Genomic DNA, 26,034 nt, shown 5'->3' with positions numbered 1-26,034 from the left:
GATAAAGCATGTTCATTGCAGGTTCGTATGATGTTATCGTCGTCGGTGCCGGCCATGCCGGCTGTGAAGCGGCTTTAGCCAGTGCCCGGCTGGGCGCCGCAACGTTGTTGGCGACGCTCAACTTGGATAATATTGCTCTCATGCCGTGCAATCCTGCCGTCGGCGGCCCGGGCAAGAGTCACTTGGTAAAAGAGATCGACGCCCTCGGCGGACAAATGGGAATCAATACGGATGAAACGTGCATTCAGATGCGGATGCTGAATACGGGAAAGGGGCCCGCCGTTTATTCCTTGCGGGCGCAGTCCGATAAAAAACTGTATCAGCAGGTGATGACGAAAACGTTGGAAAATCAGGAAAATCTGGATGTCAGGCAACTGATGATTACGGAGGTGGTCATCGACGGCGGCAGTGTTTGCGGCGTGCGCACGGAATTGGGAGAAGAATATCGCGCCAAGTGCGTGATACTGGCGACGGGGACGTATTTGAAAGGAAAGATCATCATCGGCGACTGCGTCTATTCCGGCGGTCCTATGGGACAGCGTTCCGCCGAAGATCTTTCGGCGTCTCTTCTCGCCGCCGGATTGAAACTGATGCGCTTTAAGACGGGGACGCCGGCCCGCGTCGACAGACGAACCTTGCGGACTGCCGAGATGAGCCGGCAAGACGGAGACAGTGCAGGCCATGCCTTTTCGTTTCTTTCGGAACGGAAAAATCGGAATAAAGCCTGTTGCTGGCTTACTTTCACGAATGAAGAGACACATGAGATCATTCGCCGCAATCTGGACAGGGCGCCGATGTGCAACGGTGTCATAGAGGGGATAGGACCGCGGTACTGTCCGTCCATCGAATCGAAGATCGTCCGTTTTGCCGACAAGCGAAGACACCAGCTCTTCGTTGAGCCGGAAGGACTGATGACGGAAGAAATGTACGTACAGGGAATGAGTACGAGTCTGCCTGTCGATGTGCAGCAAGCGTTTTTGCAGACCATACCGGGGCTGGAAGATGTCAAGATCATGCGTCCCGGGTACGCCATCGAATACGATTGTCTCGATCCGCTGCAATTGACGCCGTCGCTGGAAACGAAAAAGATCAGCGGCCTGTTTTCTGCCGGGCAGTCGAACGGGACAAGCGGATATGAAGAGGCGGCGGCACAGGGACTGATAGCGGGTATCAATGCCGCCCGTAAGGTTGCCGGACAGGAGCCGTTCATCCTGACCCGCGCCGAAGCCTATATCGGCGTTCTCATCGATGATCTGGTGACGAAAGGGACGGAAGAGCCTTATCGCATGATGACGAGCCGCAGCGAATATCGGCTGATTCTGCGGCAGGACAATGCCGACTTGCGGTTGACTCAAAAAGGTCGTGATCTCGGCCTGGTATCGGCAGAACGGTATGATCTTTTTTGTCGAAAAAAAGCGGCAGTTGAGGCGTCGCTGAAGGAACTTCGATCACTGGCCGTCACACCGACGGCGGAGAATCAGAAAAAACTGGCGGCGGCAGGTACGGCGCCGATCCGTACGGGCTTGACGGCATATGATCTGCTGCGCCGTCAAGATCTGACGTATGAACGGCTGCGGCAATATTTTCCTTTAGCCGAGTTGGCTGACGACGTTCGGGAAGAAATCGAAATTCTGATAAAGTATGAAGGGTATATAACGCGTCAACTGGAACAGGTGGAAAAGATGAACCGCTTTGAACGAAAGCTGTTGCCGCCCGATTTTGACTATGAAGGACTGGCGACGCTCTCTGCCGAAGCGCGGCAAAAACTGGCGGAAATCCGCCCTCGTTCCCTCGGGCAGGCGAGCCGTATTTCCGGCGTTTCGCCGGCGGACATTACGGCGCTGCTGATTCGGTTGGAACAGCGGCAGCGGGAGGGAAAAGGACATGTTTCTATGTGAACTCACGGCGGCATTGGCGCCGCTGGGCATTGTGCTTACAAAAAAACAACGGCAACAATTTGATACCTTTGCAGCCATGCTTGTCGAAAAAAATAAAGTAATGAATCTGACGGCCATTACGGAACCGAAAGAGATTGCCGTTAAACATATGGCCGACAGCCTTTCCTGTTATGAACCAGTTTGGTTTCCGGAAAACGCGTCGCTTCTCGATTTGGGGACGGGCGCCGGGTTTCCCGGCGTTCCCTTGGCGATTTTGCGGCCTGATCTGGAGATCACTTTTTTTGATTCCCTTCAAAAGCGACTGCGCTTCGTTGCAGAAGTTACGACGGCGTTGGGTTTGGAACGAGTACATTTTCTTCACGGCAGAGCCGAAGAAGAAGCGCACCGTACGGAATACCGGGAGGCCTTCGACATCGTTACGACGCGAGCTGTCGCCAGGTTGAACATCCTCAGCGAATGGGCCTTGCCGTATGTTCGGTGCGGCGGCGCCTTCATTGCGCTGAAAGGAGCTCGTTATGAAGAAGAACTTGCGGAAGCGGCAAAGGCGCTGACCGTTCTCGGCGGCGCCGCCGCCGTGGTCAGGGCAGTCTCTCTTTACGGAATCAGTGACAAGCGGGCGGTGTTTTATATCCGCAAAGAAAAGGAAAGCCCGAAAAAATATCCCCGTAAGCCCAAAATGGCGAACAAAAATCCGTTGTAATCATATAGGAAGGAATGTGAAGAAAATGTTTTTGAAAAAAAGAATGTTCACGTTATCCGTAATTTGTCTTACTGTCTCTTCTCTTACGGCTGTTGCGGCGATGCCGGAAAGGCCGGAAATCCGTGCGGCTGCCGCTTATGTCACAGATTGTGATACAGGTGCGGCCCTTTATGCCAAAAATGCCGATGCCCAAGTATCTCCCGGCGGTACAACCATGATGATGACGGCCATTTTGGGCCTTGAACTGGGGCAGGGAAAGATGGACCGGAACGTAACGATCGCCCCTGAATCGACGCAACTTGACAGCGACGTAGCCGTACTGGGCCTTCGCGCCGACAGAACGGCTACGCTCGGCAATGCGCTGGCCGGAATGATGACGTACAGCGGCTGTGATGCTGCCATGGACATTGCTGCTACCGTGGCGTCGTCGCAGCGTGATTTCGTTGATAAAATGAATGATAAAGCGCTGGCTATCGGCGCCGTGCACACGCATTTTACCAATCCCTCCGGATTGCCGGAAAGCGGTCATTATTCGACTGCCGCCGATTTGGCGAAAATTGCCGCATACGGAATGAAAAACAGCGATTTTCGTACGTTGGTGAGCCGTTCATCATATGAAATGACCTATTCCGACGGCGATACGGAGACGCTGACGTCGCTCAACGAATTGCTTGCCGGCCAATACGGGGGTGCTAACGGCGTGCGTACAGGAAGTACCGATAATGGTGGTCCCTGTCTGATCGCTTCGGCAACGCGGGAAGGGAAGACGCTCGTCGCCGCTGTAATGAATTCTTCTGATCGTTTCGGCGATGCCGCGGCGTTATTGGATTATGGCTTTGCCGTTTTGAAAGAAAAAGGAGCATCTGGAAGCGATTTCGCTACGGCGACGGCGGGAAAGAGCGATGAAAATCCGTACGTTCTCCGCGATGCGCCGGCAGGGCAGACGTTGAGTCAACTTGCGGCGGAACAGGCTGCAGCGGCGCAGCATACGCAACAGTCGGCGTTATAGCATGAAAAACACAACAAGTGTTATAAAACAGCCGCCATTACCGATTTTACATCGGTAATGGCGGCTGTTTGTCGTCAAACAAGTGCGATCAAACGAGGGCGAAAAAATCGTTCAATCCTTCAGCCAGTGTCGGATGAGTAAAAATAAAGTCACGAATAACCGTATACTTGATATTTTGTGTCATCGCTAAGCGGATGATGTTGATCAATTCATGTGAATCGGCACAGAAGAGCTGCGCGCCGAGAATCAGATCCGTTTCCGGATCCACTAAGGCTTTCAGCAAGCCGTCGCCCTGTCCCAAAACCTTTGCTTTGGGAATAGCCGCTGCAGGCATGGAAACGACGGTATAGGCAAGTCCTTGCCGCTTGGCTTCGGCTTCACTCAGGCCGACGCGGGAGAATGTGGGGTTAATGAAGACGGAGTAGGCGAACGCGCCGCGATTGTCGACAGTCCGGACTTTTTGGCCGTATATATCGTCCCAAATAATGCGGCTGTCATCAAGTGACATGTACGTAAATTGCAATTTGTTGCAGACGTCACCTGCCGCCCAGACTGATGGCGCTGTTGTGCGCAGATGATCGTCGACAACGATCATTCCGCTGTCGTCGGTGCGGATCCCGGCTTTGGACAGCTGCAGCTCCGTCGTATCGACGCGGCGGCCGGTAGCGACGAGAACGGCGTCTCCCGCCAGCGTATGCATCTGTCCGCCCTTTTCATATAGGGTCGTGCCGTCGTTTATTTCCGTCACGTTAACGCCGGTTTCGACACGGATTCCCTGTCCGGTCAGGACTGCGAGAATGGCTTGCGCCATATCACTGTCTTCACGACCGAGAAATACGTCGGCGTCTTGCAGAATAGTCACTTCACTGCCGTATTCGGCAAACATGGAAGCAAATTCGAGACCGATATAACCGCCGCCGATGATCGTCAGCTTTTCAGGCAAGACGTCAAGATCCATGATGGTTTCACTGACATAGACGAAGGCGTTATCTTTTATGCCTTTGATCGGGGGAATAAAGGGGCCGGCGCCCGTATTGATGATGATCTTTTCCGCAGACAAGGTTACTGTCGAGCCGTCACTCTTTTTGACCGTTAGGCGGTTTGCGTCTGCAAAAGAAGCGATCCCGTCGATGACTTCGACGCCGGCGGCAATTAACTTGTCGTAATTTGCCTTACGCAAGGCGGCGGTCAAATTATTTTTGCGCTTTACAGCAGCGCGATAGTAAGCGGCTTTTTCGCTGAAATCGCCATGCGGTGCCGCAGCGGCGGCTACGGATAGGGTTTTTGACGGAATGCAACCGATATTGATGCAGGTACCGCCGTACATATGTGAGCTTTTTTCAATGAGGGCAACCTTTTCTCCTTTAGCTGCCAACTTTCCTGCCAATGTTTTGCCGGCTTTACCGAAGCCGATGATAAGTGTATTATACATCATGATTCGCTCCTTTTTATCAATAAATAATTATTATTTATTATATCTTATCATAAGAAAGGATTTTGAACAAGTATATGTTTATGTTGACAAAGTATATGTCACTGCCTATAATAAAAGGACAACAAAACCGATATGGAACTGACGGATAGTGGAATTAACCACATGAACCGTATCGCATAAAGTATGAGCCGACCGTCTGGGCAGAGATATGAATGTATACTTTGGCCGGAAAGGGTCGGTATTTTTTATATCTCTTTTTACGTTTTCGTACGAGAGAGGGGTATTGTATGAAGAGAAATCGGTGGCTTATCGCTTTATCCGCTATGGGACTTCACATTTGTATCGGCAGTGTATATGCGTGGAGTGTGCTGACCAAACCGATCATGCAGAGCATGGGATTTACGTTGAAAGAAACGACGTGGACATTTTCTCTGGCTATTTTGTTCTTGGGCCTTTCAGCCGGCTGTCTGGGCGCTTTCGTTCAGAAGATCGGGCCCCGCAAATCAGGACTTTTGGCGGCATTCTTTTTTTGCGGCGGTATGTTCGGCACGGCGTTGGCATTACATTTGCACAGTCTGCCGCTGCTTTACCTGGCCTATGGCGTTATCGGCGGTATCGGCCTCGGTACGGGGTATATAACGCCGGTGTCGACGTTGGTCAAATGGTTTCCGCATAATCGCGGTTTTGCCACGGGTCTGGCCATTATGGGCTTCGGGTTTGCCAGCATGATTGCCGGACCGGTGATGCAACTTCTTGTTGAATCTTTCGGGCTGGTGACGAATTTCGTTATTCTCGGCGGCGTTTATTTTATCGTCATGACGGCATCGTCCCTTTATCTGGCGCCGCCTGCAGCCGGTGATATCGTACCTCGGGATAAAGTGCTGGAAGAAAGCGGCAGGAAACGGCCTGTCTATGCGGCGGCACTACCGCAGTTCACCGTCAAAAAAGCGATGAAAACATGGCAGCTTTACACGATTTGGTTCCTCTTCTTCACCAACATTACCTGTGGTATTGCCCTGCTTGCCGTTGCGTCGCCAATGGCGCAGGAAGTCGTCCATATGACACCGCTGGCGGCAGCGTCCATGGTCGGGATCATCGGCTTCATGAACGGCGCCGGCCGCATTGCGTGGGCGACGGTTTCCGACTATATCGGGCGAGCCAATACGTATCTGTTGTTCTTTGCCTTGGAAGTGGCAGCCTTTTATAAGCTTTCAACCGTTACTAATTCCTTCAGTTTTCAGATCCTCGTACTCCTGATCATAACCTGTTATGGCGGCGGCTTTTCCTGTATGCCGGCCTATCTCAGCGATCTCTTCGGCACCTTGGAACTGAGCGCTATTCACGGCCGGGTCCTGACGGCTTGGGGCGCTGCCGGAGTTGCCGGTCCCCTGCTTCTTTCCTGGATCAGAGAAACGACCAACAGCTACGCCGTAACCTTGCAGTTCTTTTCCGGCTGCTTTGTCGTCGCTTTTTTAGTCATGGCTTATCTTAAATACAAGACACGTCACGGCATCATCGGTACGGAAACGGCATGGACGGAACAGGAAGTAAAGCATGCCTGAATAAAAACGGAATAGGCGCGTTGTTGAGGTATCGTGGACCGTCGGTCTGCGGTACCTCTTTTTAAAGGATGCAGCCTGTCTTTACATACGGTCGTGGCGCGGCTTTAAAAGAATGCGTGAAGGCTGAACTTTTCGACAAAAAGATTCGCCGATTGACGGCGTCAATATTTTTTGAGGCCGTTAATCGCGTTTCCACAGGCCGCAGAGAGTAGGAAAAACAGAGACGGCGTTCTGCTGTCATCGTTGCAGACGATGGAAAAGCGGGCGTCTTTTCGCGGGCCTTTTTGTACGGCGCCGCAGGTTGAACTGATTGTCCATGCAAAGAGAGTCCCTGCCGATTGGCAGGGACTCTCTTTATTTAACATGGAGGCTATCGCGTTTTGCCGGAATTGCACGTTGTTAGGGGATGAATGGGTCTTGCTCGACCTTTATTGTGCGGCTTCCTGCATGGAATCGATAATAGCCTGGGCCGTGTTAACGACTTCGATTTTCTTGTCCGCCTTTAACGTCGAGGCCATGGAGATGCGTTCGTTGAGAACGGTCATGTTTTTCAGATTGTCGTCAATGAATTGCTGCATCAAATCACCGGATTTGACGGCCCAAGAGCCGTTTTCCAAGATGGCGACAGTCCGTTTTTGCAAATTAAGGGCTTTCATGTGTTCCAGATAATCGAGCATGACCGGATAGATGCCCAAATTGTAAGTGACGGAGGCCAGTACGATGTGGGAATACTTGAAGGTTTCGGAAATCAACGTGGAGACGTGTGTCGTGGAAACGTCATAGACGTGAACGTTGGACATCCCTTTTTGACACAATTCCGAGGCCAAAGCCTGTGCCGCGGCTTCCGTGTTGCCGTACATGGAAGCATAAACGATCATGACGCCTTTTTCTTCCGGTTCATAGGTGCTCCAATGCGTATATTTATCGAGGAGATAACCGAAATCCTGACGCCAAACGGGACCGTGGAGCGGGCAGATAACTTTTATCTTATCCAGGACCGTAGCGGCTTTGCCCAGGAGATGCTGGACGTGGGGGCCGTATTTGCCGACAATATTCGTATAATAACGGCGCGCTTCGTCAATCCAGTCGCGGTCGAAATTGACTTCGTCGGCAAAGAGTTTGCCGTCCAAGGCGATAAAGGAGCCGAATGCATCAGCCGAGAACAATGCGCCGTTGGTGAGATCAAGCGTGATCATGGCTTCCGGCCAGTGTACCATCGGGGCTTCTACAAACGTTACCTGGTGTTTGCCGAACGATTGGACGTCGCCTTCTTTAACTTGGATCAACTCCTGATTATCAATGGAGAAACCGAATTGACGCATGATCATGAAGGATTTTTCCGTGCTGATGATTTTTACCTTCGGGTAACGCAAAATGATTTCTTCAATGGAGGCGCCGTGATCCGGTTCCATATGATTGATGACTAAATAATCTAAATTGCGGCCGTTCAGAACATGTTCGATATTTTCCAACAACTGCCGGCATACGGACCAGTCGACGGTATCGAAGAGAACGGTGCTTTTATCCATCAGCAGATAGGCATTGTAAGATACACCTAAGGGGATGGGATGGATATTTTCGAATAAATGGGTGCGATGGTCATTGGCGCCGACCCAATATAAATCATCTGTGATGTTTCGTACGCAATACATGAGCAGACTCCTTTCTATTCTTTAATGAAATGATCTTTTCCTTCAGCACATTCCGGGCAAACCCAATCTTCCGGAAGTTTATCGAATAACGTGCCCGGTGCAATATCGGCATCTTCGTCGCCGAGTTCAGGAACATATTCATAACCGCAGCCGCTGCAGACATAACGGGGGCCGATCGGTTCCGGTTTCGGCGGCAGCGGTCTTTTCATCTTGACCATAGGCGGAGCCGCTTTTTTCTTTTCTCTGCCCAATGCATCGGCCAGAAGCGGCAGGATTTCGTTGACATCGCCGATAATGCCATAGTCACAGTTCTTGAAGATCGGCGCGTTGCCGTTCTTGTTGATGGCAACGATCGTCGAAGCGTCTTTAATCCCTTTCAAATGCTGTTTGGCGCCGGAAATGCCGCAGGCGATATAGAGATTGCCTGTGAACTTCTGTCCGGACATGCCCACATACCGTTCGATCGGTACGTATTGCAAAGTTTCGGCGACGGGGCGGGAAGAACCGACGGCGGCGCCTGCAGCGGCGGCCAGATCTTCAATGAGGCGCATGTTTTCTTTGGCACCGATGCCCTTGCCGGCGGAGACGACGCGTTCAGCGAGCGCGATCGGCGTATCGGCGGGAATGCCGACGGAGAAATCATAACCGTCCTGCTTCAACGTTGCAACCAGTGTTTCCACTTGTTCTTTAGCATTGCCGTCACTGAAAATTTTTGTTTTGCGTATGCCCGTAATCGGCGCAGGTTTTTTAGCAACGGAACGGGATTCGCTGTGACTTTTTCCAAGCTTGCCGAGAAGATGAGCGGCAATGACGACACGCTGGATTTCATTTGTCCCTTCATAAATCGTCGTGATCTTGGCGTCACGATAAGCCCGTTCGACGTCCATGCCCTTTAAGAAGCCGGAACCGCCGAAGATCTGCAAGGCATCATTCGTGATTTCCATAGCGGCGTCGGAAGCGTACATTTTGGCCATGGCGGCTTCCATGCTGTAGCTTTCATGGTGTTCTTTCAATTCTGCAGCCGAATAAATGAGGTAACGGGAAGCCCGCAGCTTTGTAGCCATATCGGCGAGTTTGAAGGAGATACCTTGGTTGATACCGATGGGATCGCCGAACTGATGCCGTTCTTTAGCATAATCCAAAGCGCTTTCGTAAGCGCCCTGCGCGATGCCGAGAGCCTGCGAAGCGATCCCGATACGGCCGCCGTCCAACGTTGCCATGGCGATCTTGAAACCTTGCCCTTCTTTACCCAAGAGATTTTCCTTCGGCACTTTGACGTTGTTAAAGATCAATTCCGCCGTTGTCGACGAACGAATACCGAGTTTGTCGTAATGATCGCCGAATTCGAATCCCTTCCAGCCCTTTTCGACGATGAAGGCCGAAATGCCTTTTGTTCCGATATCGGGAGTAGTAACGGCGAAGACGACATAAATGTCAGCTTTCGGTGCGTTCGTGATAAAAATTTTACCGCCATTGAGGAGGTAGTGATCCCCCTTGTCCACTGCTGTCGTTTCCGTGCCGCCGGCATCGGAACCGGCATTTTCTTCCGTCAGGCCGAAGGCGCCGATCTTCTTGCCCGATGCTAAGGGACGCAGATATTTTTCTTTTTGTTTTTCATTGCCGAAAGCGGCGATCGGATACGAACCGAGGGAAACATGAGCCGAAAGGATAACGCCGACACCGCCGTCGACACGAGATAATTCCTCTACGGCAATGGCATAGCTCAAGACGTCGAGTCCGGCACCGCCGTATTCTTTCGGATAGGGCAGACCCATCCAACCGTTTGCGCCGATTTCTTTGACGATTTCGTCAGGAAATTCATTGTTTTGATCCAAACGAAAGGCAATAGGTTTAATCTTTTCTTCTGCAAAGGCGCGGATTTTTTTGCGTAACGCTTCATGTGCTTCTGTGGTCATAAACAGCATAGAAAACAAGCCTCCTTTTGAATACGGAACTTACTTTTCCGCAGGCGGATCAAGGACGGAACGGAGACTGATAGCGGCCAACTGTTGATCGAAGTCTTTTTGCAAAGCACGCAGGTTCACATGAACCTGACAGCCGCCGTTGGACGTTCTCCATTCACATTCGGAAGCCGGACGCATGCAGCCGGCCAGACACGTTTCACCTTCCATGACCAGGATCAGGTCATAGAGGCTGACTTTCTCTAAATCTGCTGTCAGCGTGCAGCCACCTTTTGGACCGCGTACCAATTTGATAAAGCCCGCGTTGGCAAGTTTTTTCACAATTTTGTACGTAAAGGACGGAGGGATTCTTCCCTCTTCGGCAATGGTAAGCGCGTTGTGCGTCTTACCGTCTCGCAGTGATCTGATAACACGTAAAGCATAGTCAGTCTGTTTGTTCATGAACATCGTATCAATCCACCTGTTTTTTTATTTGTCCGAACACATCATAACATTCTGGACATTTTTAATCAAGAATAATGTCTATACAATTATGACATAAGAAAAAAACAAACTATTACCATAAATTATGTCTTAAAAAGGAATGATTTCTTCTTATTGTTATAAATGTGAATAGGGAGCTTAAAATACGAATCAATCTGTATCTGGCATAAAAGAGGGTATACCGCATAAACGCAAGTCGTATTACCTTACACGGGAAACGATTCCTCATATAAGCAGATAAAAATCGTATAGTATTTCTACCCGTATTTTATCATTTTTTAGGACAGATTGGAAAAGTTTTCTTCTCCTTTTTTCTTCAGTATTTTTTGAAATAGTAATATATTGCAAAATATTAGCAGTTGGTAACGATTCTATCATAAAAAATCGGCAAAGGGAGAAGGCAAAAAATGATCGTACAGTATAAACTGTTATGGAAAAAGCGCCGGCATAGCGGACTCCTGTTGGCTAAAGGGCGGCGGCAGCCAGACAATGAAGTGCTGGACGGTGCTGCACAAGCAGCAAGATAATAAGATGGGGCAGTAAAATACAAGCGGCGGAGCTGCTGTTCTGGAACATGATAACACCCTACATCCGGGAGGCGTTAATTGTATACGGGATCTCGACTGTAAATAGGAAAAGCGGCGCTGCATACGCAGTGCCGCTTTTCCTATCGTTACGTCAAGGCATGAGCGATTTCTCGCTTCAAGCCCAACATATATTCAATTTTTTCCGGTAACGTGTCGTCTTTCATTCGGTTTTTCGGACCGGAAAGACTCATTGCCGCAATGGCGACATCACCAGAAATGATCGGGATCCCTATACAAAATAGATCCTTTTCACCTTCTTCATCATCAATGGCATAACCTTGTTGTTTAATTTTTTTTAAATCATCATTCAGCATGGATACGGAAGAAATCGTCTTCTCTGTCGCCTTTTTAAAACTGGCATCAGTATATGCGGACAGGTCAACATTTTCCGAGAAGGCAAGTAAACATTTGCCGACGGCGCAGCAATAACAATCCCGATATGCGCCGACGCTGATACCGGAGTTAGCGCTGACGGCACGGACACTCGTTTCCTGATAAATAATCGCGCTCTGGTACAGATGATCTGCGTTCTTGCTTAAAATGGAGACATTGACGGTTTCGTTGAATGTTTTATTTAACTGATGAGTAAAGGGCTTTATAAACTTAATGAGTTCCCAATGGTTATTCAGCGAAGCGCCGATGATAAATAATTTAATACCGAGAGCATACTTACCGGTCTCTTTATTTTGTTCTACAAATCCTTTCGCTTCTAATGTGGAGAGCATCCTAAAAACGGTACTTTTATATAACCCCAGATCTGAAGCGATTTCTGTTAGTGATGTCTCCGTCTTTTTCTTGTGTAAATATTGTAAAATATCAAGTGACCTGCTGACGGATGTGATGATGACCGAGTCTTTATAATTCATGCTGTAAAGTCCTCCTGAGAAAAATATCCTTCTTATGCCGTTTTTATTTCAGATACATGAAGGTATTCACATGTCATTGTAGACAATCATACAGCATTCTTTATTTTTTGGCAAAATTATGTTGAAAAATCATTTTATGTATGCTATTATTTAAACCATAAGTAAACTTTTTTATTTTAAACAATAACAGAACAAGGTTCTATTAAATAGAACCACTGATAAACTTTACTTATACCATAAGACGACTTTACCGAACGGAGTATTATCAGAACTAAGTTCTATTAAATAGAACAAAAGGGCGCTGCCGATTTTTGAAATGATTTGGATGATGAACAGATAGTTTTATGAAAGCCGTCATCATTTTCAGATAGTCGAAATCAATACGGTATTTTGTTGCAAAGTGTTTGTTATTTCATAACCCAAAGGAGTTGATATAAATGGAAAAAATGAGCATGAACACGGCACGGTGCAAAGGCTGTTACCTTTGTATCGCCAACTGTAAAGTTGGCGCTTTGCATTTGTCCGAGGAAACAAATGCAAAAGGCGTGGTTGTCGTCCAGGCGGATCAAGAAAAATGTGTACAGTGCGGTAGTTGTTATGCCATGTGTCCGGATCTTGTGTATGAAATTTTTTAGGAGGATAAATTATGGAGAAACTGTTAATCAAGGGAAATGAAGCGTTAGCTGAGGGGGCCGTTCGTGGCGGCTGTCGTTTTTTTGCCGGATACCCTATCACCCCACAGTCCGAAATTTTGGAATGGATGGCATGGCGGCTTCCGGAAGTAGGTGGTTCCTTTGTCCAGGGGGAGTCTGAGATTGCTAGTGTTAACATGACCTTTGCTGCGAGGGCGCTTGGGGCAAGAGCCATTACGTCTACTTCCGGACCGGGATTTTCGCTTTATCAGGAAGGTCTTGCCTATTGGGTATCTGCCGGACTGCCCGGAGTTGTAGCCTGCGTACAGCGATTCGGTATCGGAGACGGGTTCATCGGGGCCGGTCAGGATAATTATTGGCAAGCCGTTAAATGTGGTGGTAACGGTGATTACCATCTGATTACGCTGGCGCCGAACAGCGTTCAGGAATGTATGGATATGGCCTATGAGGCTTTTGATTTAGCGGAAAAATGGATGCATCCTGTATTGCTCCTTTCCGATGCGACGATTGGGCAGATGGTGGAGCCTTGCGAAGTGCGGCCCATGAAAGAATATGATATGAATCAACCTTGGGCCTGTCAAGGTGTCAAGCCGGGTGAAAACCATAAGGTAATTACGGACATCACATATTTCCAAGATTTAGATGAATGGAATGCCGGGTATATTAAAAAAATGCGGCACGTCATGGAGGAAGAACAACGTTGGGAAAGTATTGCGGTTACGGATGCAGACGCCGTTTTTGTCGCCTATGGAATTTCTTCTCGCGTAGCGGAAGGGGCTGTTCGGGAAGCGCGCAAGCATGGTGTGAAGCTGGGACTTATTCGTCCGAAAGTTTTATGGCCGTATCCGCGTAAAGCTTTTGCAGATGTTCCCGCTACTTGTAAAGGGCTCATTACAGTGGAAATGAACATGATGGGACAAATGCGGGAAGATGTCATTATTGCATGTAAAAATAAGTTCCCTACGTATGCCATGGCTTGTGCTCAAAATGTTCCGACAATAGATGAGGTAATCGCTTTTGCCACAGATGTTATTAACGGGAATAAGCGGGAAGAGGAGGTATTCTAATGGTTGCAAGAAAAGCCCCGGCGTTATTTTATGCAGAAAATCGATTTTGTGCAGGATGCGGTCATGGTATATTCGATCGTATTTTGGGAGAAGTATTAACGGAAATGGATATTATCAGTGATACGATTATGTGCTCCGATATCGGGTGTAATCATCAATTCCAATTTTGGATGAATGTTGATGCCATCGTACCGCCACACGGTAAAATGGGAGCGGCTCTTACGGCTCAAAAGAAAGTGCGTCCTGATAAATATGCCATTACGATTGCAGGCGATGGTGGCGCGTACGCTATTGGTTTGGGGGAAACCATGGCGGCTGCGACACGTAATGAAAATGTTACTTTTTTTGTTATGAATAATACCGTCTATGGCATGACGGGCGGACAATTGGCACCGACGACACAAATGGGGCAAGTAACCGTATCTACACCTGGCGGTCGCACCAAGGAACACGGCTTGGATTTTGATGTTTTCAATGTCATGCGGAATTTGGACATTGCGTATCTGGCCAGGAGCAGTGTATCCTCTCCTGCCAATGTCATGAAAACGAAGCGGTTTGTACGTAAAGCGATTGAAAAACAACGGGACAATAAAGGATTTTCGTTAGTAGAAGTACTGGTACCTTGTCCTACCAATTGGGGGATGACGCCGGTGCAGGCGATGAAGCATATTGATGAATGTTTGGCGAAGCGGTATGAGATGGGTGAAGTAATCGATAAATAAGGAGATGAAAGTATGATTCATAGAATGGTTTGTGCCGGTTTTGGCGGTCAAGGTGTTCTGACGGCAGGTAAAATTATTTTATATGCCGCATATAAGAAGGGGTTCTATGCAACGTGGTTTCCTTCTTACGGCAATGAAATGCGCGGCGGTGCAGCAAATTGTAATATTATTTTCAGTGATGAAAAAATAGCCAGTCCCTATGCGGATCATCCGGATATCCTTATCTGTCTGAATTCGCCGGCAGTCGATCGTTTTGAGCAAGCAATGGTTCCTGGTGGAACTTTACTGGTCAACAGCACGCTTATTGAAGAATCCCGGGTATACCGTAATGATATTTCTGTTGTTAAGGCCCCTGTTACAGAATTGGCACAAGCCTTGAACAGCGCACAAAACGCCAATATTTGCATGCTCGGTAAAATGATAAAAGAAACGAACATTTTTTCATTGGAAGAATTCACCAAATCCATGTGTGACTTCTTTGAAAACAAGGGGAAAGGTAAATTCAATCAGAAAAATGTGGAAGTATTTATGGCCGGATACAATGCATGATGTGATAACGTTGTCACTGGAAAATTATTTACATTGAAAAGGAGTGAATCGTATGCAATTTTCAAAACGAATGGATCGTATTAAACCGTCGGCAATAAGTATCGATTTATATGGGTATATTTGCTGGATCGTTTCATAAGGGGAGATGCATATGTCTAGCCAAAAAGTATCATTACGTTTGTCGCCGAAACAGTTGCTCACCATTTTCTTCTTAGGATTAGGATATACGGTCGTATATGCAACTCCTTTTATACAGTATGTTTTCTATGATTCTTTAGTATCTGCATTAGGATGTACACAGCAACAACTAGGATATTTAATTACTATTTTTGGCATTGGCAATATATTAGCAGCTTTTGGAGGCTTATTAAGCGATCGATTTAATACAAAAACAATTTATATGATTGGAATTGGAGCAATTTGCATATTAAACATTTTATTTGCTTTTAATATGAATTATACATTTGCTCTATTTACATGGGCCGGGTTTGCTTTTGCAGGATTGTTTTTATATTTTCCGGCACATATTAAGTTAAGTAGACTCGTTGGTAACGAAGAACAACAAGGAACTATCTTTGGATTCGTTGAGGCTTTTTGCGGTGTTGGTAACGTAATCGTCAACTTTATTGCTTTATATTTTTTTACTCAGTTTGCTACTGATGCGTATGGTATTAATGGGTTAAGAGCGGCAATTATTTGCTATGCTGTTATAGGGATTATTACGTTAATTTGTCTCTATTTTCTGATTCCTAAACCTGTTATTGAGAAAGAAGAAGTGAGTGATAGCGAAATTGTAGATGAAAAAATGGGGTTTTCTGGTTGGATAGACATTTTGAAAGATCCGCGTACGTGGATGTCTGGAATTGCAGTTTTTGCAACATATACAATGTATTGTACTTTATCATATTACACTCCGTATTTTAGTAAAGTACTTGGTGCGTCTGTAGTATTTACTGGGAGTGTCGCAATCATGCGAACTTATGGAACGAGATTTATTGGAGCTCCCTTAGGAGGATGGCTGGGAGATAAATTTCATTCACTCTCTTCTGTTATTGGACTTTCTTTAGGCGGGGCAATTCTGTGTGTATTAATATTTAAGTTTTTGCCGAAACATACAGACCCTACAATACTAATTGCATTGACAATTTTTTTAGGAATACTAACGTATATGGCACGTGGATCCATGTTTGCTGTTCCTAGTGAATTAAAAATTCCTCGTAAATATGCAGGATCAACGTCTGGAATTGTTTGTTGTCTAGGTTATTGTCCAGATTTATTCATTTTTGTTCTATATGGGTATTGGCTAGATACATATGGAAATCAAGGCTTTGATTATATTTTCTTATTTGCAGCAATTGTAATGGCAATTGGAGTTATTAATTCTATTGCTATTACATTGTATAAAAAACGTCATAGTCATATATAAAAACAGAAGGGAGCAATTTATATGAGACAGGAAATAATAGACAGATTAAATACCATATGTGGTAATAAAAATGTTTTTTATAAAAGTGAAGATGTAGAAAGATATTTATATGATGAAACTGAAGAACAAGTAAGACCAGAGGCTTGTGCGGATTGTGTAGTTGTTCGTCCAACCAGATATGAACATGTATCGGAAATTATGAAGATTGCCAATGAATTGAGATTTCCGGTAATTCCTCGAGGAGGAGGAACCGGTGCTTGTGGGGCTGTTATTCCAACTATGCCTAGTGTCATTGTATCTATGGAAAGTTTCAATAAAATTATAGAAGTTGATCGTACCGGAATGATGGTGACGGCACAAACTGGAGTTACGTTATATGACTTAAATGAATATTTGGATAAAAATGTACATGAACTATATTTTCCCTGTCATCCAGGTGATGAAGGGGCTCAACTCGGAGGGTTAGCTGTTGAAAATGCTGGAGGAGTTAGAGCGGTTAAACATGGGATCATGCGTAATTATGTAAAAGGATTAAAGGTATGTCTGCCATCAGGAAAAATTGTCCAACTTGGAGGAAAAATTATTAAAAATAATATGGGGTATGATTTAATGCATCTTTTAGTTGGTTCGGAAGGTACGTTATGTATTATATTGGAAGTTACATTTAAATTATATCCTCGTTTAGAAAATACAGGGGCAATGGTTGTTTCATTTCCAAGTGCAAGAGAGGCTGTTAACTGTGTTGCGGCGACACAGATATCTGGTATTATCCCATTAGCTGTCGAATATATGGATAGAGAAATTGCAGTTAAAACCGCTATATCCATCAATGGTATCTGGCCACTACATGACGAAGGCGTTGTTGATATTATTTACATGTTGGAAGCAAAGACTGAAGATGAGTTGTATGAAACTGCAGAACAAATTGATAATATTTCTTCAAAAAATGGAGCGTTACATTGTGTTATTGCTGAAAATAAGAAAGATCAAAAAAATATATTAGATGTACGTTCAGCAATGTATGAGATTTTTAAACCAGTTTTTGTTGATTCTCTAGATACGGCGGTTCCGGTTTGTCATGTTAATGATTTATTGGAAGATATAGATCGCATTGCTGCAAAATACGGAACAACATCACCTCGTGTAGGTCACGTTGCGGACGGTAATTTCCATAACTTCATTTTACGTGATAGTGAAGGAAATGTTCCTATTTGGGCAGATGATATGCGTCGTGAAATCTATGAAGCTGCATTGCGATATGGAGGAACCGTGACAGCAGAGCATGGAACTGGAAAAACGAGGAAAGCGTATATGAATTTACAATATTCGGAAGAAGTATTGGCTTTAATGAAGGGGATTAAAAAAGTTTTTGATCCTAATGGAATTCTAAATCCTGGAGTAATTTTGGATTAAGAAATAAGGCTTGTAATTGTCACATGATGAGTCGTAGCACTATGCCGTACAGCCTGGCTCAAGTCGGACCAGGCTGTACGGCATCTTTGGACAGAAAATATTCATAAAAAGGAGTTCGTATGGATAAAGTTGTTAATCTTGAGAAGGCCGTTTCTATTGTAAAAAACGGCTCAACGATTATGTTTGGCGGTTTCAGCCAGACCGGCTCGCCGCGGCATTTGATACGTGCCTTGGGCGAATCGGGAGTGGTTGGACTGCATACGATTTCTGATGATTTGGGCGTGACTAGACGCGGCTATGATGAAACGCTGAGTGTTTTAGTCAAGAACCGGCAAATCGCTTCGGCCGTTTGCAGTTTTATTGGCGAAAATCCGCAGGCCGGGAATTTATATATGGATGGTAAGTTGGATATTACTTTTTATCCTATGGGAACCTTTGTTGAAAAAATACGAGCCGGCGGTAGCGGTATCGGCGGTTTTTATACAAAAACCGGTGTCGGTACTGTCGTAGCGGAAGGAAAAGAAACGAAAGTAATTAATGGAGAAACGTATCTTCTGGAACTGCCGCTTCATGCCGATATTGCATTTGTGAAAGCGTACATGGCAGATTCTTTGGGAAATGCTGTCTTTAAATACACGGCGCAGAACTATAATTTCATTATGGCTATGGCGGCGGATATTGTCGTTTTGGAAGTTGAAAAAGTGGTTGCACCAGGCGTATTGGATCCTAATCATATACAGCTTCCGGGCGTTTTTGTGGATTACATCGTTGAAGCTGAGGAGGATATTTTGTAATGAGTAATCGAAAGGAAATTATTGCAAAAAATATAGCGGTCATGCTTCATGACGGTGATTTTGTCAACTTGGGCATCGGCATTCCCACGTTGGTGAGTAATTATTTGCCTGAAGGAATGCAGATTATTTTGCACGGGGAAAATGGGGCCGCCGGAATTTCCGGTAAGATACCGAGTGATGACATTTTTTCGACGCCGGAACGGTTTCTGTCTTGGGAAAAAGCGCATAAAGGGGACACGACGAACCATTTTGCAGGTCATAAGGATCTGGTGGATCCGGGCGGATTTCCCATTACCTTAATGCGCGGCGGCTGTGTGTTCGATGTGACGACCTCTTTTGCCATGTCACGCGGCGGCCATTTGGATCTGGCCGTTTTAGGCGCAATGCAGGTAGATCAGGAAGGGAATTTGGCGAATTGGATGGTGCCTGGCAAAATGGTTACCGGCATGGGCGGTGCGATGGATATCGTGACGGGGACCAAAAAAGTTATTGTGGCAACGACGATCTTGGCCAGCGATGGTGCGAAAAAATTGATGAAAAAGTGCAATTTGCCCTTAACGGCGTTGCATCGCATATCTACCGTCGTAACGGAAAAATGTATTGCCGAAATTGCAGATCATCATTTCATGATTACGCACGTATACCCCGGTGTGACGAAAGAGGAAATTCTTTCGTCCATTGACGGCGACGTCGTTTTTGCCGACAAGATCGGCGAGATGTTGATATAGCAGGTGCAATAGTGTTAAAGTGTCTCAACGCGCAGCGCTAAGGGGCCGTAATACAGCGAAACAAATACCTTCATTGGGGATTTAACGCAATATCCGCAATCAGAGGTGCTATTAATTAAAAAATAGATTCCGATAAACAGGCGCAGCCTCCGAAGATACTCGCGCCGGTAGATCATAATGAAAGTGAGGAGGTATGGGTATGCAGGGCTGTAAGGGATCGGCAATGTCGCCGGATGATTATAGATTAAAACGGAATTTGAAAAGTCGACATATCACGATGATTTCAATCGGCGGCGCTATTGGTACGGGGTTATTTTTGTTAAGTGGAGAAGCGGTCAGTCTCGGCGGTGCCGGCAGTGCCGTCTGTTCATATATTTTTATGGGAATCGTCGTTTATCTTCTTATGTCGTTTTTAGGAGAAATGGCAACGACGCTTCCGTTATCCGGATCATTTGAAACGTACGCGTCTGCATATGTAGATCCGGCTTTGGGATTTGCTTTAGGATGGAATTATTGGCTCATGAGCATTGCCACTGTTACGGCAGAGATTGTGGCCGGTTCAATTATTGTCAGCTTTTGGCTGCCTGACGCGAACGCTGTATGTTGGAGCCTTCTTTTTCTCAGTCTGATTTTTATTCTCAATGCATTTTCTGCCCGTGTATATGGTGAGTCAGAGTTTTGGTTTGCCGGAATTAAGGTTTTTACGATTATTATCTTTATCATTACCGGTGTATTGATGATTTTCGGCATTATAGGCGGCGAGGCGCCGGGGTTTTCCAATATTTGTATGATTGATAATGAAAGCGGTAAAGCCGGTCCGTTTATTGGGGGCATGTCTAGCTTTTTGACGGTTTTGTTTATTGCAGGCTGGTCTTTTGCCGGGACGGAATTGATCGGTATTACTGCCGGTGAATCGGAGAATCCGGCGGTGAATATACCGAAAGCGACGCGTGCCGTGTTCTGGCGTATTTTGGCGTTTTATGTCTGTACGATTATCGTTATCAGCTTTTTCATTCCCTTTAATGATCCGAATCTGTTGAAAACGAATACAACGGATATTGCGTATAGTCCTTTTACAATGATTTTTTATCGTGCCGGAATGGCGTTTGCCGCGAGCTTTATGAATGCCATTATTTTGACATCCGTCTTATCGGCCGGAAATTCGTTGATGTATGCGTCGACGCGAATGCTCTACGCCATGGCTTGTGAAGGTAAAGCGCCGAAAATACTTGCCGCGGTGAACCGGTTTTCCGTTCCTTTTTGGGCTTTGTTGTTTAATACGCTGGTTGCTTGTACGGCGTTCTTTTCCTCGACTATCGGATCAGGACATATTTATACGTTGCTGGTCAATATTTCAGGTGTGACTACGTTTATCGCCTGGTTTGGCATCGCTTTATGTCATTACCGTTTTCGTAAGGCTTATGTACTTCAGGGATATTCATTGGAGCGGCTTCCGTATCGATCACGGTTTTATCCGTATGGACAAATTGCGGCGATGGTCGTAACTGTGGGCTTAATTTTTTTTGCCAACATGTGGATTTTTGAAGAAGAAAATTTCACGTGGTTTACGTTTTTATCCAATTACGGGATCATTCCTTTGTTTATCGGTATGTATGCCTTATATAAAAAGAAGTATAAGACAAGATGGGTTGCGTATAAGGATATTGATTTCAGCCGAATACATATGAAAGGAAAACCACTATAATAGACAGGCGGAAATGGTTACGGAAACTCATTTTATGTGGTTCTTTTTACTTCGAATGACAAAACGCGGGTCCCCTTTATCAGGGGGGCCGCGTTTTTGTCAGTCTGCATGATGGTACAAATTGAGTTCTTTCGGTAAGAGCTTGTTTAGGATGATGGCGACAATAGCGGCGGTGGCGATGGTGGAACTCAGCAGGTAACGAACGAGCTGCGGCAAGGTAGCGACGTAATCTTGAGGCAGGAGATAGAGCGCCATTGTGGTAATGACCGGCAGGCCGATGACGAACATGTTCCGTTCGTTGAGTTCCAGTTGCCTGATGACGCGGAAGCCGCTGAGGGCGATGATGGATGAGACGATAACGAAGACGCCGCCGATAACCGGTGTCGGGATGGAGGCGATAAACGTCGCCAGCTTGTTGGAGAGTCCGAAGATAATCATCCAGAAGGCGCAGCCGTAAAATGCGTGGCGGCTGGCAACGCCGGTGATGGAAATCAGACCGGCATTGGTAGAGTAGCCTGTTGCCGGCGTGCCGCCGAAGAGTCCGCCGATAAAGCAGCTCAGCCCTTCGCCGAGTATGCCGCTGTCGAGCTGGCGGTTCGTCAGCGGTTCTTCAATGACGGAGCTGACGGCAAACCAAGTTCCCGTTGTTTCGGCCAGGAGCACGATGTAGATGAGGATCATCGTAATGATCGCCGGGAGATCAAAGGAAACGGGAACGTTGACAAAGGCGACGTGAGGGACGGAGAACCACGGCGCGGCAGCGACGGCATGCAGAGAAAACCGGCCCATGGAGGCGGCAACGATACAACCGGCGGCCAAAGCGATGATGACGGAGCCGATGCGGAGCCAATTGCCTTTTTTGCCGAAGTGGAGACCGAGCATGACGCAGAGCGTCAGCACACCGCCGGAGACGAGGGCGAGGAGGATATTTTCCGTAATCGTGCCGGCACCGTGGACGGTAAAGATGTTATCTTTAAGGCCGATGGGAATCAGTGACAGGCCGACGATGAAGATGATCGTACCGCCGACAAGGGGCGGCACGAAGTAGTTGATTCCCTTACGAACGACGCCGGTAAAGCCGAGAAGGCAAACGACGAGGCTGCCGACGAGGACGGCGCCGAAAACGGCGCTGAGGCCGTCCAATCCCGGCGCTGTAGCGGCGGCAATGCCGGCGATGGCGCCGATGGGGACATAGGAGGGGCCTTGAGCGACGGGTAACTTCATCAGGTAGCGCGATTGAATCAGCGTTCCCAAGCCGCTGGCGATGAAAGTGGCCTGGATCAGAAAGGCCGAATCCGCCAGGGGCAGGGACAACATACCGGCAATGATGAAGGGGACGACGTAAATATCCATAGCCAAGAGATGCTGCAATCCCAAAAGCAACGCTTGAAGCGGCGGCAGCGGTTCGTTGGGACGAACCAGTAGCGAGCCTTCATAATGTGGTGTTGTGGTTTCTTCTGTTGACATGTGTTCCTCCTAAATGAATGGAATAATTTGCCGACCTTGTACCCAGAGGGCGACGATATTCTGGCGGTTTCCTGTGAAGATGATCTTTTGCAGCATGGCCGTGAGACTGTCGTTTTCGTAATAGCGGCTGTTGCTCAGCGGCGCCTGGCAGTCAAAAATAAAGGCGTCGAAATGAAAGCCTTTTTTGAATTGCCCGCAGTTTATATGAAGCGTTTTCGCGCCGCCGGCGGTAGCCATGTAAAAGGCGTGACGAAAATCGATGGTGCTGTCGGCGACGCCTCTTTTTTCCGGCGCGAGACGGTAATCGATGCCGTATTGCAAGGTTCGCGAAGACAGGATTGCCTGACGCATGGCGTCGAACATGGACGGGGTATAGCCTGCCGATAAATCCGTCGCCAAAGAGACGGTCAGTCCCTGATCCAGCCGCTTTTTTACCGGGCAGACGGCGTTGGCGAAGAGGATATTGGACAGGGGACAGTGGGCGATGGCGGTTCCTTTTTCCCGATACAAGGCGGCGTCTTCGTCGCTTAAGTAGACCGAGTGAGCCAGCGTCGTTCTGTCGGTAAGCAGACCGAATTTTTCGTGGGCTCTTGTGTCACTCATGCCGACGCGTTCGCTGACGTGGCGTTGCTCCCAGTCTCCTTCGGAACAGTGTGACTGGATAGGTGCGTCGTATTCGGCTGCCAGCCGGCCGAGGCCGTAAAGAACGTCATCACTGCATGTCGGGATGAAACGGGGGGTGACGACGCCGACGATATCCTGCGGCGTACGGCGGTTTAGTCGTGCCGTGTAGGTAAGAAACGCTTCCGTTGCCGCCAGGGCGGTGTCGGCTGAACCGTCGCGGTAATAAACGGGACATTGCGTCGATAAATCCATGACGACCTTGCCGATGAAGGCCCGTTGTCCTTTAGCGGCGCAGAGATCGGCCAAGAGCTTATTCGGCTCGTTGTCGACGGAACCGAAGTACTGCGCTGTCGTCGTGCCGTTGGCAAGGAGTGTCGTTACCAGGTCGGCGTAAATTTTTGCCGCGAAATCCAGATCCGTATAGGCGGCCTCTAAAGGAAACGTATAGTCGTTGAGCCAGATCGGCAGATCGGCATCCAGCGCTTTGCCTACTTGCGCCCACTGCGGCGCGTGCAGATGGGTGTCGATAAAGCCGGGCAGCAAAAACTGGCCTTCTTTCAGGCAGCGCAGAATGCCGGCGGCCTTCGCTGCAGCCAATTCAACGGCATAAGATGAATCTGCGGGATGAAGAACTGCTGCCAAGGTGCCATTTCGATCGACGCAGAAGAGATGGTTTTCGAGGACTTCAAAGGTTTCCGGCGTCAGACTGTGAAAGGCGGTTCCTTTGATGACGAAGCGGTATGACATGATAGACTCCTTCTTCGGGTCAAACAAAATAATACACATAATATAGCACGTTTATCGCTTTCGGGGAAGACGGATGAGTCCGTTTGTTTCTCCCGATGCCTTTGTTGACCGGATGGCATGAAAGACGGTTTTATCGACCCATTGAACAGGAACTTCTCGTTAACGGCGACAAGGATAAAAAAGTCAACTGCCGGAAGGGCCTGATAAAAGCGGCGGGAAAAGGCGGCGATGGCAATACATTTACGCTAAAAGAAGCGATGGTTTCGACACCAATAGACTTTTGTGGAATTCAAGCTGTTTTTTTGGTACAAAATTGTCCAGTCTTCTTGTCTGGCATTCAAATGAGATTTCTATATAATGAATGCATACCATACATGCATTGCCATATCACAAACATTAGGAGATGGACGAGATGAAACAAGTGAAAATTATTACAGCTCAAGAAGCTGCCGCCTTGGTTAAAGACGGCGACGTTGTTACGAGTAACGGTTTTGTCGGTTCGGCGCAGCCTGAAGCGTTGACCAGCGCCTTGGAAGAACGCTTTTTGGAAACCGGTTCACCGCGGGACTTGACGTTGATTTATGCGGCGTCGCAGGGAAATACGGACGGCCGCGGCGGGGATCATTTTGCCCATGAAGGTATGCTCAAAAAAGCGATCCTCGGTCACTGGAATGCCGTTACGTCTTTACAGAAGTTGGTTAATGAAAACAAAATTCAGGCGTATAATCTGCCGCAAGGAACGTTATCGCAGTATTTCCGCGACGTTGCCGCGCATCGGCTTGGCACGATTACCAGTGTTGGCCTCGAAACATTTGCCGATCCCCGTGTAACCGGCGGTAAATTGAATGCCGTAACGAAGGATGATTTCGTCAAAGTTATCCAGATTGAAGGGCAAGATCAGCTCTTCTACCCCCGGATGGACATGAATGTCGGATTCATTCGCGGCACGTATGCCGATGAATGGGGGAATGTCGTGCTGTCCAAGGAAGTTTCCCCGCTTGATGCCACGCCGTTGGCACAGGCGGTCCATAACAGCGGCGGCACGGTTATCGTGCAGGTCGAAAAAGTTGTCAAAGGCGGCACGCTTGATCCGAAGCTTGTCAAAGTTCCCGGTATCTATGTCGATTATGTCGTTGTGACTGAAGATATGAGCAAACATCAGCAATCTTTCGATTGCGAATACGATCCTTCTTTAACGGGCGAAATCACCGTTCCCGTACAGGCTTTGGAACCGGCTCCGCTCAATGCGAAAAAGGTTATTGCCCGTCGCGCCGCCTTGTTGCTGCTGAACATGAGCAGTGAAGCTGTTATCAATCTCGGCATCGGGATTCCGGAACTCGTATCGGCTGTTGCCAATGAAGAAGGAATCGGCGATTCGCTGACGATGACTGTCGAAGCCGGCGCCATTGGCGGTGTGCCTCTGGGCGGCGTTCGCTTCGGTGCTTCCGTCAACGCAGAAGCTTATATGGATCAAGCCGTCCAATTCGACTTTTACGATGGCGGCGGCTTGGACCTTACTTGTCTCGGTTTGGCTGAATGTGATAAAGACGGTAATATCAACGTCAGCAAATTCGGTACGCGTATTGCCGGTTGCGGCGGGTTCGTCAATATTACGCAGAATACGCAGACCGTTGTCTTCTGCGGTACTTTTACGACGGGTAAGTTGAAAGAAGAAATCAAAGACGGCGAACTGCATATCGTACAGGAAGGTAAAGTACAGAAATTCGTACCGACTGTCGATCATATTACCTTCAGCGGCAGCTATGCCCGTAAGCATAAACAACACGTCCTCTATATTACGGAACGCGCTGTGTTTGAAATGAAAGAAGACGGCGTTCACTTGACGGAAATCGCTCCCGGCGTTGATTTGCAAAAAGATATCCTCGATCAGATGGGGTTCAAGCCGATTGTCGATGACGTTAAACTCATGCCTGCGTATATCTTTGATGATAAACTGATGGGGCTGAAAAAAATGAAAGAAGACCTGTCTAAATAACCGGTCAGAATAATAAAAAAAGGTCTCCG

21 protein-coding genes, 1 pseudogene and 1 riboswitch are annotated in these 26,034 nt (G+C 47.5%); of the genes and pseudogenes, 14 read left to right on the top strand and 8 right to left on the bottom strand.

Annotated elements, in window-relative coordinates; genetic code table 11:
- The first annotated feature begins 8 nt into the window (after positions 1–8).
- Genes mnmG through C0977_RS06130 form a run of 3 tightly spaced genes read left to right on the top strand, consistent with a single transcriptional unit; the run spans position 9 to position 3,607 of the window.
- Entirely contained in the window at positions 9–1,898 is a 1,890-nt protein-coding gene (gene mnmG / locus C0977_RS11015) for a tRNA uridine-5-carboxymethylaminomethyl(34) synthesis enzyme MnmG (protein WP_200814231.1), read from the top strand.
- Positions 1,885–2,598 carry a 16S rRNA (guanine(527)-N(7))-methyltransferase RsmG gene (gene rsmG / locus C0977_RS06135; protein WP_101912787.1) on the top strand — a complete coding sequence of 238 codons (714 nt, stop codon included), beginning with the start codon at positions 1,885–1,887 and terminating at the stop codon, positions 2,596–2,598. Before mnmG ends, rsmG begins: the two co-directional genes overlap by 14 nt.
- A gap of 25 nt (positions 2,599–2,623) precedes the next feature.
- A complete protein-coding gene (locus C0977_RS06130; RefSeq protein ID WP_101912786.1) occupies positions 2,624–3,607 on the top strand; it encodes a D-alanyl-D-alanine carboxypeptidase family protein in 984 nt (327 codons plus the stop codon).
- Between the two features lie 88 nt (positions 3,608–3,695).
- Here the strand turns inward: C0977_RS06130 and C0977_RS06125 are convergent, their stop codons facing one another.
- The gene (locus tag C0977_RS06125; RefSeq protein WP_101912785.1) at positions 3,696–5,042 is read right to left on the bottom strand and encodes an FAD-dependent oxidoreductase; all 1,347 of its coding nucleotides are present in this window, start codon (positions 5,040–5,042) and stop codon (positions 3,696–3,698) included.
- A gap of 124 nt (positions 5,043–5,166) precedes the next feature.
- Positions 5,167–5,251, top strand: a riboswitch (ZMP/ZTP riboswitch).
- Positions 5,252–5,329: 78 nt separating this feature from the next.
- Here C0977_RS06125 and C0977_RS06120 point away from each other — a divergent pair.
- On the top strand, positions 5,330–6,604 hold the full coding sequence (locus C0977_RS06120; RefSeq protein ID WP_101912784.1) for an OFA family MFS transporter: 1,275 nt from the start codon (positions 5,330–5,332) through the stop codon (positions 6,602–6,604).
- Between the two features lie 428 nt (positions 6,605–7,032).
- Here the strand turns inward: C0977_RS06120 and C0977_RS06115 are convergent, their stop codons facing one another.
- The 5 genes and pseudogenes from C0977_RS06115 to C0977_RS06100 all read right to left on the bottom strand — a co-directional run bounded on the left by C0977_RS06115 (position 7,033) and on the right by C0977_RS06100 (position 12,114).
- On the bottom strand, positions 7,033–8,256 hold the full coding sequence (locus C0977_RS06115) for an FprA family A-type flavoprotein (RefSeq protein ID WP_101912783.1): 1,224 nt from the start codon (positions 8,254–8,256) through the stop codon (positions 7,033–7,035).
- A 14-nt stretch (positions 8,257–8,270) separates the two neighbouring features.
- Positions 8,271–8,936 carry an FAD-binding protein gene (locus C0977_RS11375; RefSeq protein ID WP_268802363.1) on the bottom strand — a complete coding sequence of 222 codons (666 nt, stop codon included), beginning with the start codon at positions 8,934–8,936 and terminating at the stop codon, positions 8,271–8,273.
- Positions 8,937–9,050: 114 nt separating this feature from the next.
- Positions 9,051–10,181: pseudogene (locus C0977_RS11370) on the bottom strand (acyl-CoA dehydrogenase); the annotation flags it as partial.
- A 30-nt stretch (positions 10,182–10,211) separates the two neighbouring features.
- Positions 10,212–10,625, bottom strand: coding sequence for an RrF2 family transcriptional regulator (locus C0977_RS06105; RefSeq protein ID WP_023053998.1), 414 nt, complete (start codon positions 10,623–10,625; stop codon positions 10,212–10,214).
- A 709-nt stretch (positions 10,626–11,334) separates the two neighbouring features.
- On the bottom strand, positions 11,335–12,114 hold the full coding sequence (locus C0977_RS06100; protein ID WP_101912781.1) for an IclR family transcriptional regulator: 780 nt from the start codon (positions 12,112–12,114) through the stop codon (positions 11,335–11,337).
- A 437-nt stretch (positions 12,115–12,551) separates the two neighbouring features.
- Here C0977_RS06100 and C0977_RS11365 point away from each other — a divergent pair, with 437 nt between their 5' ends.
- The 9 genes from C0977_RS11365 to C0977_RS06055 all read left to right on the top strand — a co-directional run bounded on the left by C0977_RS11365 (position 12,552) and on the right by C0977_RS06055 (position 21,171).
- Positions 12,552–12,749 carry a 4Fe-4S dicluster domain-containing protein gene (locus C0977_RS11365; protein ID WP_101912780.1) on the top strand — a complete coding sequence of 66 codons (198 nt, stop codon included), beginning with the start codon at positions 12,552–12,554 and terminating at the stop codon, positions 12,747–12,749.
- An 11-nt stretch (positions 12,750–12,760) separates the two neighbouring features.
- Complete coding sequence (locus C0977_RS06090) at positions 12,761–13,834, top strand: 3-methyl-2-oxobutanoate dehydrogenase subunit beta (RefSeq protein ID WP_101912779.1); 1,074 nt, start codon at positions 12,761–12,763, stop codon at positions 13,832–13,834.
- Positions 13,834–14,556 (top strand): thiamine pyrophosphate-dependent enzyme, encoded by a 723-nt coding sequence (locus tag C0977_RS06085; protein ID WP_101912778.1) that lies wholly within the window; start codon positions 13,834–13,836, stop codon positions 14,554–14,556. Before C0977_RS06090 ends, C0977_RS06085 begins: the two co-directional genes overlap by 1 nt.
- 12 nt (positions 14,557–14,568) lie before the next feature.
- Positions 14,569–15,105, top strand: a complete 537-nt coding sequence (locus C0977_RS06080) for a 2-oxoacid:acceptor oxidoreductase family protein (RefSeq protein WP_101912777.1) — start codon at positions 14,569–14,571, stop codon at positions 15,103–15,105.
- Between the two features lie 151 nt (positions 15,106–15,256).
- A complete protein-coding gene (locus C0977_RS06075) occupies positions 15,257–16,531 on the top strand; it encodes an MFS transporter (protein ID WP_101912776.1) in 1,275 nt (424 codons plus the stop codon).
- A gap of 21 nt (positions 16,532–16,552) precedes the next feature.
- Complete coding sequence (locus tag C0977_RS06070) at positions 16,553–17,944, top strand: FAD-binding oxidoreductase (RefSeq protein ID WP_101912775.1); 1,392 nt, start codon at positions 16,553–16,555, stop codon at positions 17,942–17,944.
- 119 nt (positions 17,945–18,063) lie between these two features.
- Positions 18,064–18,738, top strand: a complete 675-nt coding sequence (locus C0977_RS06065; RefSeq protein ID WP_101912774.1) for a CoA transferase subunit A — start codon at positions 18,064–18,066, stop codon at positions 18,736–18,738.
- Positions 18,738–19,466, top strand: a complete 729-nt coding sequence (locus C0977_RS06060; protein ID WP_101912773.1) for a CoA-transferase — start codon at positions 18,738–18,740, stop codon at positions 19,464–19,466. The genes C0977_RS06065 and C0977_RS06060 overlap by 1 nt, the downstream gene beginning before the upstream one ends.
- Positions 19,467–19,665: 199 nt before the next feature.
- Entirely contained in the window at positions 19,666–21,171 is a 1,506-nt protein-coding gene (locus C0977_RS06055) for an amino acid permease (RefSeq protein WP_234987589.1), read from the top strand.
- Positions 21,172–21,270: 99 nt separating this feature from the next.
- On the opposite strand, the gene C0977_RS06050 is transcribed toward C0977_RS06055, so the two are convergent.
- Together C0977_RS06050 and C0977_RS06045 are read right to left on the bottom strand one after the other, a co-directional pair.
- Positions 21,271–22,638: a solute carrier family 23 protein gene (locus tag C0977_RS06050; RefSeq protein ID WP_101912772.1), complete on the bottom strand. Its 1,368-nt coding sequence runs from the start codon at positions 22,636–22,638 to the stop codon at positions 21,271–21,273.
- A 9-nt stretch (positions 22,639–22,647) separates the two neighbouring features.
- Positions 22,648–24,009, bottom strand: coding sequence for an amidohydrolase family protein (locus C0977_RS06045; RefSeq protein WP_101912771.1), 1,362 nt, complete (start codon positions 24,007–24,009; stop codon positions 22,648–22,650).
- A gap of 412 nt (positions 24,010–24,421) precedes the next feature.
- Here C0977_RS06045 and C0977_RS06035 point away from each other — a divergent pair, with 412 nt between their 5' ends.
- Complete coding sequence (locus C0977_RS06035; protein ID WP_101912769.1) at positions 24,422–26,005, top strand: acyl CoA:acetate/3-ketoacid CoA transferase; 1,584 nt, start codon at positions 24,422–24,424, stop codon at positions 26,003–26,005.
- The last annotated feature ends 29 nt before the right edge of the window (positions 26,006–26,034 follow it).

The organism is Megasphaera vaginalis (ex Bordigoni et al. 2020) (assembly GCF_900240295.1).
Classification (GTDB): domain Bacteria; phylum Bacillota; class Negativicutes; order Veillonellales; family Megasphaeraceae; genus Megasphaera; species Megasphaera vaginalis.
Note: the sequence above shows the minus strand (reverse complement) of the source record. Positions and strands in the feature narration are given on the sequence as shown.